The following is a 15,266-nucleotide window of genomic DNA, read 5'->3' as shown; positions in this document are numbered from 1 at the left end:
CCCCCTACATCCGAACCTCGGTTTGCCCGAGGTTTTGACGAAACTTCCTAGCTTTCCTGGCGAATAACGCCGACTTCTTTTCCCTACCAACCTCTCCAAAGTCTCTCGCCTGACCCACCAGCGCGAGGGACCGCCGATGCACTTCTCTTTCAATGCCCGACTCAATAGGGCCACGTCTTGATCCCGGTGATTGCCAGGCTGGTCCTGGCCCCCATGGATGCCAAGACGCCGGACATTGAAAACGTCTTGCGTGATTTCCGCGCCTGTCTGAACGACTTTGATGCGTGGGCCGAAAGCTTCTGGAGCTCCTCTGCGCTTGAGGTGGAGCAGGTATTCAAGGTCGGCGATGAAGTCGCACTTGTAGCCCCAGCCTCGTCCCAAAAGCCCCATCGCACAGTCGCCCTCTGCAAAGCCCAGGGCTCATTGACCCTGGTGCATCTGTTCGAAAGCACGCGATTCGTGCCCATCGGCAACACCCCGGTGATGCTGCAAGGCATCGCGTCGGACGGCAGCCCAATGGGCGCACCGACCCATCACGTCATCGGCGCCAGCGGCATTCTTGAGGTCAAGGACTGCACCCGCGACCAGCGCTACCAAATCACCTTCTACCCCAACGTTTCCAAGGATCACGTCAGGGCGCTGTATGCGTCTTATCAGTCGGTGATCAAGGGCCTGGACATTCATCTGCGCGATGAATGGATCAAAACGTTTAAGCCGCTGTGGAACGACTTTGCCCACACCACGCCGCTGGAACGCAGCGCGATGCAGGGCCTGGCATTTTCAAGCGGGATCGCCAAGGCGCTCTACAACCTTTGGGACAACCTCACGCAGTTGTATGACCTGCTGGCGGATCTCAAGGCCAACAGTGAGAAGTTGCGGCACTACATCTCCCAGGCCGAACTGGATGAACTGCTGAAACTGGGCAAAGACGCCATCGCCAGCGGTTTGTTGGTGCTCAGTGATGAGCCGCTGTTGTTCATTTACCTGTCCGCCATGGTCGCCTGGCTGCGCATGCTGCCACCCCCGCAAATGTTTGAAGTGGTCGGTGAGATTACCGGCGAAGTGCTGATCAACCTGTTTCTGATCTGGGCGACACGGGGCATGGGCGTGCGGATTCGCCTGGGCGCGCAAGTGCTGGGCCATATCAAGTCCGGACGGGCACGCAAGTGGCTGGAGAGGCTGGCGGATCGGTTGGGCGGACCGCCTTTGCAACCCCATGTGGACGTGGCTAAACCCTTGTTGCTCGGAGGGCGGGCGACGCCGATCAAGGCCATTCCGGCAGTGCCGATGAGGGCTGGGGATGAGTTGGTTTCGAACCCGGTGGCGATGGCGCGGGATAAGGTCGTGCAGAGGACTGCGTTGGTTCGGCAGGAGCACCTGGATGACGTACCTATTTCGGGGAAAAACCCGCACGGGGATGCCGCTTCAAGTGCTGATAAAACCGCGACCAATGGCTGTCCGGTGTCGATGGTCACCGGGGAGGAACTGCTAACCCTGGTGGATGGAGCACTGGACGGGATTTTGCCGTTTGAGTGGAGCCGGTTGTATCGCACCAGTGCCGTGGAAGTGGATTGCGGCTTGGGGTTTGGTTGGAGTCACTCGCTGGCGCATCGGCTTTCGGTTGCGGGTGATTCGGTGGTGTGGACCGATCATGAGAATCGCTCGACTGCCCTGCCCTTGCCGACCACTGCTCGGCCGGCGATTACCAATAGCTTGGCCGAAGTGGCGATTTATCTGGGGGATTTGCCGGATGAATTGGTGCTGGCGCAGGCGTCGCGTTTCTACCATTTCGTTAACGGTGCGCTGACGGCGATCAGCGATGCGTATGGCAATCGGCTGCGCATTTCCCGGGATTATTCGGGGCGTATTGAGCGGGTGGATAACGGGGTTGGGCGCTCGTTGTTCTTGCGCTACTCGCTCGGTCGAATCGTCGCGGTGGAGTACCAGATTCAGCGGGCCAAGGACTATGAGCCCTACGTCTGGGTCACCGAGCAGAACGTTGTTTCCTACGCCTATGACGCACTTGGCAGGTTGGTTTCGGCGACCAATGCTGTCGGCGAAAGTGAGGTTTATCGCTACGACGAGCAGCACGTCATTCTTGAACGGGGTTTGGCCGGTGGGGCGAGTTTCTTTTGGGCGTGGGAAAGGTCTGGCAAGGCGGCGCGATGTGTTCGGCATTGGGCCAGTTTTTCGCAGATGGACACGCGGTATACCTGGGATGACAACGGCCGAGTCACGGTGTTTAACGCTGATGGCAGCCAGGAAGTCTACGTGCATGACCAGCGGGCGCGACTGGTGCAGCGGGTTGATCCGGATGGTGCCCAGCACTTCAAATCCTACGATGACAACGGCCGGCTGACGGTTGAGCAAGACCCGCTGGGGGCGGTGACGGCGTATCAGTACGACGATGCCGGGCGTTTGGTGGCGGTGTTTCCGGGGGAGGATGAGCCCACTTCCTACGAGCATCACAACGGCTTCGTACGGGTGGTACGGCGCGGTGAAGCCGTTTGGAAATATGAGCGCAATGATCAGGGCGATATCACGCGCAAGATCGATCCTGATGGGCATATCACCGATTACACCTACAACAAATATGGGCAGTTGATTGGGGTTTGGTATCCCGATCACAGCAGCCAGCGGTTGGTCTGGAATGAACGCGGGCAGTTGCTTGAGGAGCAACTGCCCAATGGTGGGATCAAGCGGTATCGCTATGACGATATTGGGCGGCAGATTGCCCGTGAGGACGAACATGGCGCGCTGACCGAGTATCGGTGGGACAGCGTTGGGCGCTTGATCCGTGTAGTACTACCGGGCGGTTTGACGCGGGAATACAGCTACAACCCCTACGGAAAAATCACCGCCGAGCGCGATGAGCTCGGGCGCGTCACCCGCTACGAATACGCGGATGGCCTGCACCTGATCAGCCGTCGCATCAATGCCGATGGCACCCAGGTTAAGTACCGCTACGACAACACCCGAATACTGCTGACCGAGATCGAAAATGAGGTTGGCGAAAGCTATCGGCTGGATTACCACCCCAACGGCCTGATTCAACAGGAAACGGGTTTTGACGGCCAACGTACTGCCTACGTCTACGACCTCAACGGCAACCTGCAGGAAAAAACCGAACACGGTGATGACGGCAGTCAGCTAGTCACCCGTTACCAACGCGACTTTGCCGGGCGCCTTGTACGAAAAACCCTGCCTGACGGAAAGGCTATCGACTATGCCTACGACCGCCAGGGCAATCTCCTCAGCGTCGAAGACGGCCACTGGGCGCTGTCCTACGAGTACGACCACCAAAACCGTCTCACCGCTGAATACCAAGGCTGGGGCACTCTGCGTTACGGCTACGACGCCTGCGGCCAGCTTCAAAAGCTGCGCCTGCCGGATAACAACCGTGTCACCTACAACCACGCCAAGGGCGGCCACCTCGCCACCGTCGAGCTAAACGGCGACGTCCTCACTTCACACCTATTCAAATCCGGCCAAGAACACCAACGCCAACAAGGCCAACTCTTAAGCCATTACCACTACGACGACCAACAACGCCTGCACGCCCACGCTCTCACCCAGCAGGATCATTACCTCTACCAACGCCAATACGACTACGACAAAACCGGCAACCTCACCCGGCTCTTAGATACCCGCAAAGGCGAACACCTTTACCAGTACGACCCACTCAACCGCCTGACCCGCGCCGACCACTCCCAAGACCTACAAGAGCGCTTCGGCCACGACCCGGCGGGCAACCTGTTGATGCAAGACCGCCCCGGCCCCGACATCGTGGCGGGTAATCGTCTGCTGATGCAGGGTGATCAGCATTATGACTACGACGCCTTCGGTAACCTGATTCGTGAGCGACGTGGCAAAGGCCATCAGCTCGTCACCGAGTACCGCTACGACTGTCAGCATCGGTTAATCGGGGTCACCAAACCCAACGGCCAAAATGCCAGCTATCGCTATGACCCGTTTGGGCGGCGTATCAGCAAAACCGTCGACGGCATCACCACGGAGTTTTTCTGGCAAGGCGACAAGCTGATTGCCGAGCACCACAAGGATCAACACCGCAGTTATATCTACGAACCGGATAGCTTCCGTCCACTGGGAATGCTGGAAGGCTTTGGCCCAAAAACAGTAAAGCCCTACCACTACCAACTCGACCACCTCGGCACGCCCCAAGAACTCACCGCTCCTGACGGCGAAATCGTCTGGTCCGCGCATTACCGCGCCTACGGCGAAATCTCCCGTCTCGATGTCGCCAAAATCGACAACCCGCTGCGCTTCCAAGGCCAGTACTTCGACCAGGAAAGCGGGCTGCACTACAACCGCCATCGCTACTACAATCCGGATATTGGTCGCTATCTGACACCTGATCCAGTGAAGCTGGCGGGTGGGATTAACACGTACCAGTACGTGCCCAACCCTACAGGATGGATCGATCCGCTAGGACTTAACGCCAACTGCCCTGGTTCAGGTAAGAAAAAACAAAACTGCGCTTTACCAACTGAGCCAGGTGTACCTGACGTATCTCGAAAAGGCGCATTTAGGGAAGCAAAAAGGGACGCTGGTATACCGATGAATCAACAACCCGATGTGACAACACACCCTAAATCTGGAAGAACATCACAGTACAAAACAGAAAAAATGACTGATTTGAATGACGACAATATATTGGATGAAAATGGCAGGACGATTAATACACGGGTGTATCAATTTACAAGAGCAGATGGCTCTAAGGTTCTCATCCAGGACCATTCTGCCGGGCACACATTTGGGAGAGCAGACGGAATTGGAGATCAAAAAACACATTTCAACTTACGCCCCATTGAAAAGCCCCGAAACGGTCATATTTCCGGAACTAAAGAACATTACGAGTTCAGAGGCAACAGATGAAATATTGGAATGAACTAGAGCAAAATATTTTTTTTGAAAAATTATTTAGCCAACCAATAGCAATTGGAAAAATCGCCCTGTTTTCTCTCCAAATAGAAAACGATAGGCCGTCCTTGGGCATAGGGTTCGACATCCCTGACTTTCCAGATTTTTTACCAAAAAAATGGGAAGGGAAAGGCTACAACACTTGCAGAATGGGGATTGACTGCCACGGCATTCGTGATCTGAAAATACAGAACATACCAGTCAGAGAAGTCTTTTCTGTGAGTATCACGAAGGAAAATGATCAATTCTGCTTTCAAGCAAAAAACAGCAACGCTCTAATCGAATTCAAAGCCAAATTCATTTCACTTTGCGACCCGAATGTCTACATAAATGGCCCAGATGATTATTTTTTCTAGCGTTTCCTAGCTCCCGTGCGCAGGCTCTATGAACCCCATAGCAAACCTTGATTCGAAGATCTGCATCCCCCCACCTAAACTCTGTTCAAGTTGTTTCAACGGACAGAGGATTTTTCATCATGGGCAAACGTCACTCCAATCTCCCCGCCTGGCAATGGCGCAACCAACCCCACAATCACCAGCACCCGACCAACTTGGCGTTGCAGTTGATTGCGGTGCCGCTGTTGATCACCGGCTTTCTGTTGATTGTTTCCGGGGTATTCAGCCTCAGCCTGGCAAGCGTCGCGGTAGGGGTTGTGGGTGTGTTGGCTGGCGTGGCGCTGCAACGCCACGGCCGTAATATGGAAGCCAAAGACAGTCACTCGTTCTGAGGCTCAGCCGAACACCACTACAGTCTGGCGGCTGATGGCGATCAAGTCACCACTCGGGCTCCACAGTGCGGCAGAGGCGTGGCCATAGCCATCGCGAGCATGTTCGATGCTGACTTGATACTGACACCAGTCCAGCGTGGTGAGGGTTTGCAGCGGTTGAATAAATTCGATAGTCCAGGTCAGGGTGCTGCCGGGTGCCGGCTTTTTCAGGTGCGGTAGCACCGACGGTGGCCAGGCATCGACCAGGGCGAGAATATGCGCTTCGGTCAGCGGCTCTTCCTTCACATCGCCCCGCAGGCGAACCCAGCCGCCCATGTCGCGGGACTTGTTACCGGTGAACGGCAGGCCACCAACGCTCCAGCGCATCGCCAGGTGTCGCATGAACTCCGGCGTGACGCCCTTGATATACGGCAGTTCCTGGCATTCATCCCAATGCTTGAACACCGGCGCAGGTTCTGCGGCAACGTCGATCTCGGACTCACGGGACGCGCCAAAGCTGGCCTGTACCAAGGTCGCCACTTCACCGTTTTGCACAACCCGGCCAAGCAATTGGCTGACAGCCTTGCCTTCGCGCAGCACTTCAACTTGATAGCTGGCCGATACATCCGGCGCCACGGGGCCCACAAAGGTGATCGCCAGCGAACGCAGCCCTCTGCCTTCCGGGACCTGGGCGCGCAAGGCTTCGTACTGCAACGCGGCGACCAAGCCACCAAAAGAGGCACGGCCCTGGGCCCACTCAGCGGGGATGGTGACGTCCAGCGGGTTGCTACGGACGGCATCGAGCAAATCACTAAAACCCATGGTGACCTCAGATCAAACAGAACGGATGGGGGATCTTAACCATCACACCCGGCAGGCACAGCGCTTATTCCGGCCAAAAACCGGACCGATCTAGAAACAATCGGCGCTGAGCTTATCCAGTACGCGGTCTGCCCGCCCTTCGGCCTTGGCCATGGTGCGCTGCCATACCGCAACGCAGGGCTGCAGATCCGGTTGGTGCTCGGCTTGCGCCAGCCACTGCCAGCAGTCGTGCCAGTCACCCAGGGCGCTTTGGGCTTTCTTCAAGCGAGGCATGGCATGGGTGGGGAGTTTGTCCAGTTCGGGATAGGCTTCTGCGGCGTAACGCACGCGTTTGATCAACAAGCGCAGGCGATGGCGATCATGGCCGGGATCTTTCAGCGCTGTGTCGAGCGCCTTCCATTGCTTGGCCAGGCGCTTCTCGATGCGCGGGCGCAGGCCCTTGAGCAGTTTTTGGTGCTGGGAGGCGCGGATAAAGCGTGGGAAGGCATCGAGGATCAGCAGCAAATGCGCGAGTTCAGGGCTTTGCGCCACTTGGCGATAGGCCTCGGGTTGCAAGCGCAGGCGCCGATCCGCTGCGTCGTGATAGCCGTGCTGGTGCAAATACGCCGCCAGCACCTCACGGTCGCGCAGCGGCGTGGTCAGTTGGCCCACGTTGCTGGCGGACGACTCAAGCTGCTCAACCCCCGGCAGCCCACGCAGAGGGCGCAACAGGCTGCGCAGACGCCGCACGGTGGTGCGCAGGTCGTGCAAGGCCTCATCATCGGTGACGGCGGCGAGGCGAGCCTGGCAGCTCAGTATCCCTACTTCCAGGCCAATGACCTGAGCGACTAACTGATCGACCAACGCTGACATCCTGCCCTCACCTTCTGATGAAAAATCCTACCCGCCATTACCGGTTAACGCCCGGCGCGCGACTCGCGAATGTAGAAACGTGCTTTCTCAGCCTTGTTGGCACAGCCTTCAAACGCTTCGAATTGTTGCTGGGTCTTGGCGCCAGTCAACAGGGACAGGGCCTTGGAGTAGCTGACCGTGCCGGCGAAACCTTCGGCCTTGGCCAGGTCCAGTTCATGCCAGGCAGCATCCAACTGGGTGCCACAGCTGTCGCGGTACGCAGTTTTCCCGGCGCAACCGGCCAAGGCCAACACGATCACGGGTACACACATCCAGGCTTTCATCGATGACACCTCAAAATAAAGAAAAAACAGTCGTACGTTGTAGACGTTGCCTACATTGAAAAGTGCCTTGTCCTTAGCCTGAAATCGATCGTACCTATTGCCAGAGCATACCCGAGTACCGTGGCTATTCTGGAAAAATAGTGTAGACACCTCCGGCGATTGAAGGCGCCCCCTTAAAAGGCGCATTGTGGGCGCCTGGCTTGGGGAGGACATGGACCATGAAAAAACGTGTTGCCTTGGTACTGGGCTCCGGCGGCGCACGGGGCTACGCCCATATCGGGGTGATTGAGGAGATCGAGCGGCGCAGCTACGACATCGCGTGTGTCGCAGGGTGTTCCATGGGCGCGGTGGTGGGCGGGATCTACGCCGCCGGCAAACTGGACGAGTACCGAAACTGGATCGAAAGCCTCGACTACCTGGACGTGCTGCGCCTGGTCGATGTGAGTTTTCGCCTGGGGGCCATTCGCGGAGAGAAGGTCTTCGGGCAAATCCGCAAGATCGTCGGTGAACTCAATATCGAGGAACTGCGCATCCCCTACACAGCCGTCGCCACCGACCTTACCAACCAACAGGAAATCTGGTTCCAGGAAGGTTGCCTGCACCAGGCCATGCGCGCCTCGGCGGCGATTCCCAGCCTGTTCACCCCGGTGATGCAGGGCAACCGCATGCTGGTGGATGGCGGCCTGCTCAACCCGCTGCCCATCGTGCCGGTGGTGTCGAGCCACTGTGACTTGATCATCGCGGTCAACCTCAACGCCACCAACCAGAAGCACTATCAATTACCCGTGATTCAACGCCCGCCGGCGTTCAAGAGCCGCTTCAACAACCTGGCGAAATCCCTGGGTTCGCACCTGCCGTTTCGCCGTAAACAGGCAGAGCAACTGATGAAGTTGGAGCAGGAGGCCTTGCAGGCTGAAGCGGCGGAAATCAATCCGTGGCTGGAGTCGGCCGAACCTGAGTCCCAGCAACCGGCCGCCGCGCCGGAAAAAGCAGGCGCACCGAAGTCGGCAACCGGTTCATTCATCATCGATAACGTGGGGCCCGCGTCACTGCTGGACTTGATCAACCAGAGTTTCGAGGTGATGCAGACGTCCCTGGCGCAGTACAAGATCGCCGGGTACCCGCCGGATGTGCTGATCAACGTGCCAAAGCGCGTGTGCCGTTTTTTCGAGTTCTACAAGGCACCGGAGTTGATCGCGTTGGGGCGGGAGATTGCCAGCGATACGTTGGACCGGTATGAGAGTGAGCAGCGCTGAGATCTTGGGTGGTGCTGATGGCCCCATCGGGGGCAAGCCCCCTCCCACATTGGACTGGGTTCACACATTTCTATTTGCGAATACAGTCAAGTGTGGGAGGGGCTTGCCCCCGATGAGGCCCGAGCAGGCACCACAAATCTAGGCACTCAACAACCGATACCCCACCCCCGCCTCGGTCACGATAAACCTCGGCTGAGTCGGATCATCCGCCAATTTCTGGCGCAGGTGCCCCACCACAATCCGCAGGTAGTGACTGTCCTCGGTATGGGTCGGCCCCCAGATATCCTTGAGCAATTGCTGCTGGGTAATCACCCGCCCCGGATGGCGCGCCAATTGCGCCAGCACCGCGTATTCCTTGCGGGTCAGTGCCACTTCGGCGCCGTCCAGCAGCACACGGCGATAGGCCAGGTCCACCGTCAACGGGCCGAACCGCAAGGCCGCTTCCTGGGCCTCCCCAACCGGTGCCTGGCGCAGTAAAGCGCGCACGCGGGCGAGAAACTCCTGGATGCCAAAGGGCTTGGTCACATAGTCATTGGCACCGCCGTCGAGGGCTTCGACTTTTTGCCCTTCGCTGGCCCGCACCGACAGCACCAGCACCGGCACCGTGGACCACTCGCGAAACTCGCGCAGCACTTGCTGGCCGTCCATGTCTGGCAGGCCAAGGTCGAGCACCAGCAAATCTGGCTTGCTCAACGCCGCCTGGGCCAGGCCTTCGTTGCCAGTGCCGGCCTCGATCACCTTGTACCCCTGGGAGGCCAGGCTGATGCGCAGGAATTTGCGGATCTGCGGTTCGTCATCAATGACCAAAATCGTTGCGGTCTGGCTCATGGTGTCTCGTCAAAACCATTCAGTGTAGGAGCGAGCTTGCTCGCGAAAAATGCGAGGGCACCGCGTTGATTCAGGGTGCAATCATTGTCGTTAACGCTCTTCGCGAGCAAGCTCGCTCCTACAGGGTAGGTTGCGTCGGCAGTGGCAGGAACAAGGTGATGCAGGTGCCCCGCCCATCAATACCGTCGGCCACACTGATGTGCCCGCCATGGGCGCCGACCATACCCTGGCAGATCGCCAGGCCCAGGCCAGTGCCCTGCCCGCCCCGGTCCCCACGGGCGGCGGTGTAGAACATGTCGAAAATCTTCGCGCGCTCCTCTTCGGGGATCCCAGGGCCCTCATCGGCCACGGCGAAAAACAGCTGGTTGTCAGCGACCCCCGCGCTTACCTGCAAGCGCCCATGAACCGGTGAAAACCGCGCGGCATTTTCCAGCACATTGACCAACGCCTGCTCGATCAACGCGGCGTGTACGTACAGCAATGGCAACTCTGGCGGCACCTCGGCGCGCACGTGCAATGGCGCCAGTAATGCCCGCAGACGGCCAAGGGCACTGCCGACGATATCCCCAGGCGACACCCAATCACGCGCCAGCTTCAAGGCCCCGTGGCCCAGGCGCGTCATGTCCAGCAGGTTCTGAATGTAGCGATCAAGCCGCTCGGCCTCATCGCGGGTGCCTTCGAGCAACTCGCGGCGGTCCTCCAGGGGAATGGCTTCACCAAGGGCCAGCAAGCTGTCGATGCTGCCACGCATGGCGGTGAGCGGCGTGCGCAAATCGTGGGACACCGACGCCAGCAAGGCGCTGCGCAGTTGCTCGGTTTCGCCATGCAGACGGGCAGACTCCAATTCCTGCGCCAGTTGCGCCCGCGCCAGCGCCTGCGCCAGCGGTTGGCTCAAGGCAGTGAGCAAACGACGGCGTTGCCCGCTCAATTCAAGGCCCGGCTTGGGACTGACCCCGAGCAAACCCAGGGGCCCTTCTTCGCCAGACAACGGCCACCACCACCATCGTCCAAACGGCAGCGTGCCCGTGCCCATGCCGGCCGGCTGGTCGTGTTGCCAGGCCCAGTCGGCAGCGGCGCGCTCAGCTTCAGTCAGGGTCAGTGGCGCGCCGGTTTCGACGTTCCAACCGCCTTGGCCGTCGCGATTGACCAGGCATAGTTCCAGGTCGTTCCACCCTTCCAGGTGATGGGCCGCCGCACTGATCACGGCCTGACGGTCTGTGGCGGCCGTGAGTTTGCGCGACAGGTCGAGCAGTTCGCTGGTTTCTTCCTGGGTATCGCGCAGCGCCTGCAACTGCCGGCGTTGCCGCGCCGCCAGGTTGCCGGTGAGGGCTGCCATCAGCAGGAAGAACAGCAGCGTCAGCACATCTTCCTCGCGTTGGATGGCGAAGGAGAAATTGGGTGGAATAAACAGGAAGTCGTAGGCCATGAACGACAACGCCGCACACACCAGCGACGGCCCCAGGCTGCTGCGCACTGCCACCAACAATACGGCGGCGAGGAACACCAAGGAGATATTCGGCAGCGGCAAGACGCTGGACACCGCCCAGGCCACCGCCGCCGCAACCAGGGTCGCCACAACGGCCAGGCCATAGTCGAACCACACCAGGCCTCGAACATCCGGCAAACGCGCTGGCGCGGGGATGTCATCGCTGTCGAGGACGTTGATTTCCAAACCACGGGCATTGCGCAACAAACGCGCCGCCAGCCCGCCACCGAATACACGCCTGCGCCAACGCATGCGCGACTGCCCCACCAGCAGCAGGCTGGCGCGACGTTCAGCGGCGTGCTGGATCAGGGTCTTGGCCACCTCCCCCGCCCTTAGCAGCACCACTTCGCCACCGAGGCGCTCGGCCAATTGCTGGGCATTTTGCAGACGCAGACGCGATTGCTCATCCCGTGCGCGGCCGTTATCGATATGCACCAGGCTCCACGGCAAATGCCGACGCTGGGCCACGCGACTGGCATGGCGCACCAGGCGTTCGGCCTGGGCATCGCCGTCCACGCCCACCAGCAAACGCCCCCGCACCGCCGGCGCGGCCTGGCCGAGTTGGCGATAACCCTGGGCCAGATCATCGTCGACATGGGCGGCGGCGGTCTGCATCGCCAGTTCGCGCAGGGCCATCAGGTTGGTTTGGGTGAAGAAGGCGTCGATGGCCGCGCGGGCCTGTTCCGGCACGTAGACTTTGCCGTCGCGCAAGCGCTCCAGCAATTCGCGCGAAGGCAGGTCGATCAGCAACAGTTCATCAGCCTCTTGCAGCACCCAGTCCGGTAATGTTTCGCGCACCTGCACGCCGGTGATGCCGCGAACCTGGTCGTTAAGACTTTCCAGGTGCTGGACGTTGACCGTGGTAAACACATTGATGCCGGCGGCCAGCAGTTCCTGGATATCTTGCCAGCGCTTTTCATGGCGGCTGCCGGGGGCGTTGGTGTGGGCCAGTTCGTCCACCAGCACCAGCTTGGGCTTGGCAGCGAGCAGGCCATCGAGGTCCATTTCTTCGAGCATCACGCCACGGTATTCACTGCGCAGCAGCGGCTGTTGCGCCAGGCCACTGAGCAAGGCTTCGGTCTCGGCGCGGCCATGGGTTTCGACCACGCCGGCGATCAACTTGACGCCTTGACGCAGTTGGGTGTGGGCCGCCTGGAGCATGGCGTAGGTCTTGCCCACGCCCGGCGCAGCGCCGAGGAAGACTTTGAGCCGGCCACGGCCGTTGCGGGGCAGGTCGGCTAGCAGGGCATCGGCGCGGCCGGAGTCGCTCATGCTGGGGGTTCCTTGAGAAATTCAAATCCACTGGAGATCAATGTGGGAGGGGGCTTGCTCCCGATGGCGGTAGGTCAGTCAGCCTATTTGTTAGAGATACACCGCTATCGGGAGCAAGCCCCCTCCCACAGGGTTCAGAGTTTTTCCAGAGCCATGTTCAGCGCCAGCACATTCACCACCGGCGGCCCCACCAACGGGCTTTCGATGTGCTCATCCAACAAGCGCTGCAAGGTCGACACCGGCACATTCCGCGCCGCCGCCACCCGCGCCAGTTGATAGGCAATTGCCGGTGGTGGCAAGTGTGGATCAAGACCGCTGCCGGAGGTAGTCAGCAACGCCAAAGGCACAGGCCCCTGGCTGGGCACGAGCTGTTTATTGGCATCCTCAACGACCCGCGTCGCCAACGCCGGGTTGCTTGGCCCCAGGTTACTGGCGCTGCTGGAAACGGTTGCAAACGCGCCGGCCGAGGGGCGCGGGTGGAACCACTTGTCACCGGTGAAATCCTGGGCGATCAGGCTGGAACCGCGCACCTTGCCACTGTCATCACGCACCAGGCTGCCGTTGGCCTGGTCGGGAAAGGCGACTTGCGCGACGCCGGTCACCACCAGGGGGTAGGCAACGCCGGTGATCAGGGTCATGAGCACCAGCAGGCTCAGGGCCGGGCGAATCATGTTGGACATTTCAAATTCCTCAACTGAGTTGGGTTTACACCAGATGCAATGCGGTGAGCAGCATGTCGATGGCCTTGATGCCCACAAACGGCACCACAATCCCACCCAGCCCGTAGATCAGCAGGTTGCGCCGCAGCAACGCCGCCGCACTCGCCGCTTGCACGCGCACGCCGCGCAACGCCAGGGGAATCAGCACCACGATGATCAAGGCGTTGAACACGATGGCCGAGAGGATCGCGCTCTGCGGGCTGTTGAGGTGCATCACGTTGAGCACGCCCAGTTGCGGGTAGATCGAGGCGAACAGTGCCGGCAGGATCGCGAAGTACTTGGCCACGTCGTTGGCGATGGAGAATGTGGTGAGCGCGCCACGGGTCACCAGCAATTCCTTGCCGATCTGCACTACGTCCAGCAGCTTGGTGGGGTCGCTGTCGAGGTCAACCATGTTGGCGGCTTCGCGGGCGGCCTGGGTGCCGTCGTTCATGGCCATGCCCACGTCAGCCTGGGCCAGGGCCGGGGCGTCGTTGGCACCGTCGCCGCACATGGCCACCAGGCGGCCGTCGTTCTGTTCGTGACGAATGCGTGCGAGTTTTTTCTCCGGCGTGGCTTCGGCCAGCACGTCGTCCACGCCCGCTTCGGCGGCAATGGCGGCGGCGGTCAGCGGGTTGTCGCCGGTGACCATCACCGTGCGGATGCCCAGTTTGCGCAGCTCGGCGAAACGTTCGCGGATGCCGGGCTTGACCACGTCCTTGAGGTGGATCGCACCAAGCAATTTGCCATCGGCACACACCAGTAACGGGGTGCCGCCGCTTTGGGCGATCTTGTCGATTTCCCGTGACAGCGCGGGTGCGAGGTCGCGGCGTTGTTGGCCGATGAAGGCCAGCAGCGAATCCACTGCGCCCTTGCGGAACACCCGGCCTTGGTAGTCAACGCCCGACAAGCGCGTTTCTGCGCTGAACGGTACGGCGGTCAGTTGGTCGGGCGATGGCTCGGCCTGCGGATGCAAGGCACGCAGGTATTCAACGATGGATTTGCCTTCTGCGGTGTCGTCCGCCAGGGAAGCGAACAACGCCCCTTCGGCCACCTCCCTGCCGCTGACACCAGGCGCCGCCACCACCGCCGCACAGCGACGGTTACCAAAAGTGATGGTGCCGGTCTTGTCCAGCAGCAACACATGCACATCCCCCGCCGCTTCCACGGCACGGCCGGATTTGGCGATGACGTTCAAACGCACCAGGCGGTCCATGCCGGCGATGCCGATGGCCGACAACAGGCCGCCAATGGTCGTAGGAATCAGCGTCACCAGCAGTGCGACCAAGAACACCAGCGGCAAGCTGCCATTGGCAAAATGCGCGAACGGCTGCAGGGTCACCACCACCAGCAGGAAGATCAGGGTCAGGCCAATCAGCAGGATATCCAGCGCGACTTCGTTGGGGGTTTTCTGGCGTTTGGCGCCTTCCACCAGGGCGATCATACGGTCCAGGGTCGACTCGCCGGGGTTGGCGGTGATGCGGATCAACAGCCAGTCCGACACCAGCCGTGTGTTGCCGGTGACGGCCGAACGGTCGCCGCCGGACTCGCGGATGACCGGCGCCGATTCACCGGTGATGGCCGCTTCGTTGACCGCCGCAATACCTTCGATGACCTCGCCGTCACCGGGGATCATTTCCCCGGCGGCGACACGTACCACATCGCCTTTGCGCAGGCTGGCGGCGGGCACCACCTTAAAGCTGCCATCGGCTTCTTTACGCCGCGCGCTCAAGCCTTCGCTACCGGCCTTGAGGCTGTCGGCACGCGCCTTGCCCCGCCCTTCGGCCAAGGCTTCGGCGAAGTTGGCGAACAGCACGGTGAACCACAGCCACACGGCGATTTGCACGGCAACGAAGGTCGGCACGGCGGTGTCGGGCACGAAGCACAGCACGGTGGTGAGGATGGCGGTCAGCTCGACCACCAGCATCACTGGCGAGCGCTGCAGTTGGCGTGGGTCCAGCTTGACGAAGGCTTGCACCAGCGCCGGACGCCACAGGGCGGCGATAGCGGTTTTAGCGGGCTCCTGGGTGGTTACGGGAGCGGCATTTTTTGCAGGCATATTCATTTTCATATCCCTCTTTA

The 15,266-nt window shown here is 60.2% G+C and carries 10 protein-coding genes and 1 pseudogene; 4 read left to right on the top strand and 7 right to left on the bottom strand.

Going from position 1 to position 15,266, the window contains the following annotated elements; all coding sequences use genetic code 11:
• Window positions 1-177: 177 nt before the first annotated feature.
• The 3 genes and pseudogenes from DYL59_RS02780 to DYL59_RS02770 all read left to right on the top strand — a co-directional run.
• Window positions 178-4,896: an RHS repeat-associated core domain-containing protein gene (locus DYL59_RS02780; RefSeq protein WP_135287802.1), complete on the top strand. Its 4,719-nt coding sequence runs from the start codon at window positions 178-180 to the stop codon at window positions 4,894-4,896.
• Window positions 4,893-5,297, top strand: a complete 405-nt coding sequence (locus DYL59_RS02775) for an Imm50 family immunity protein (protein WP_135287801.1) — start codon at window positions 4,893-4,895, stop codon at window positions 5,295-5,297. The genes DYL59_RS02780 and DYL59_RS02775 overlap by 4 nt, the downstream gene beginning before the upstream one ends.
• A 119-nt stretch (window positions 5,298-5,416) precedes the next feature.
• Window positions 5,417-5,665: pseudogene (locus DYL59_RS02770) on the top strand (terminase); the annotation flags it as partial.
• Between the two features lie 6 nt (window positions 5,666-5,671).
• On the opposite strand, the gene DYL59_RS02765 reads toward DYL59_RS02770, so the two are convergent.
• The 3 genes from DYL59_RS02765 to DYL59_RS02755 all read right to left on the bottom strand — a co-directional run bounded on the left by DYL59_RS02765 (window position 5,672) and on the right by DYL59_RS02755 (window position 7,644).
• Complete coding sequence (locus DYL59_RS02765) at window positions 5,672-6,469, bottom strand: acyl-CoA thioesterase (protein ID WP_135287799.1); 798 nt, start codon at window positions 6,467-6,469, stop codon at window positions 5,672-5,674.
• 90 nt (window positions 6,470-6,559) lie between these two features.
• Window positions 6,560-7,321, bottom strand: coding sequence for a CHAD domain-containing protein (locus DYL59_RS02760; protein ID WP_135287798.1), 762 nt, complete (start codon window positions 7,319-7,321; stop codon window positions 6,560-6,562).
• A 44-nt stretch (window positions 7,322-7,365) separates the two neighbouring features.
• Complete coding sequence (locus tag DYL59_RS02755) at window positions 7,366-7,644, bottom strand: hypothetical protein (protein WP_017734442.1); 279 nt, start codon at window positions 7,642-7,644, stop codon at window positions 7,366-7,368.
• 218 nt (window positions 7,645-7,862) lie between these two features.
• On the opposite strand from DYL59_RS02755, the gene DYL59_RS02750 reads away from it, so the two are divergent.
• Window positions 7,863-8,900: a patatin-like phospholipase family protein gene (locus tag DYL59_RS02750; protein WP_135287797.1), complete on the top strand. Its 1,038-nt coding sequence runs from the start codon at window positions 7,863-7,865 to the stop codon at window positions 8,898-8,900.
• A gap of 138 nt (window positions 8,901-9,038) precedes the next feature.
• On the opposite strand, the gene DYL59_RS02745 is transcribed toward DYL59_RS02750, so the two are convergent.
• From DYL59_RS02745 to kdpB, 4 genes are all read right to left on the bottom strand, one after another.
• The gene (locus DYL59_RS02745) at window positions 9,039-9,728 is read right to left on the bottom strand and encodes a response regulator (protein ID WP_135287796.1); all 690 of its coding nucleotides are present in this window, start codon (window positions 9,726-9,728) and stop codon (window positions 9,039-9,041) included.
• 118 nt (window positions 9,729-9,846) lie between these two features.
• Entirely contained in the window at window positions 9,847-12,486 is a 2,640-nt protein-coding gene (locus tag DYL59_RS02740) for a sensor histidine kinase (RefSeq protein ID WP_135287795.1), read from the bottom strand.
• A gap of 134 nt (window positions 12,487-12,620) precedes the next feature.
• On the bottom strand, window positions 12,621-13,166 hold the full coding sequence (kdpC, locus tag DYL59_RS02735) for a potassium-transporting ATPase subunit KdpC (RefSeq protein WP_135287794.1): 546 nt from the start codon (window positions 13,164-13,166) through the stop codon (window positions 12,621-12,623).
• 25 nt (window positions 13,167-13,191) lie between these two features.
• Window positions 13,192-15,249, bottom strand: coding sequence for a potassium-transporting ATPase subunit KdpB (gene kdpB, locus DYL59_RS02730; RefSeq protein ID WP_420359259.1), 2,058 nt, complete (start codon window positions 15,247-15,249; stop codon window positions 13,192-13,194).
• Window positions 15,250-15,266 lie beyond the last annotated feature (17 nt).

This window comes from Pseudomonas kairouanensis, assembly GCF_004682055.1.
GTDB lineage: Bacteria > Pseudomonadota > Gammaproteobacteria > Pseudomonadales > Pseudomonadaceae > Aquipseudomonas > Aquipseudomonas kairouanensis.
Note: the sequence above shows the minus strand (reverse complement) of the source record. Positions and strands in the feature narration are given on the sequence as shown.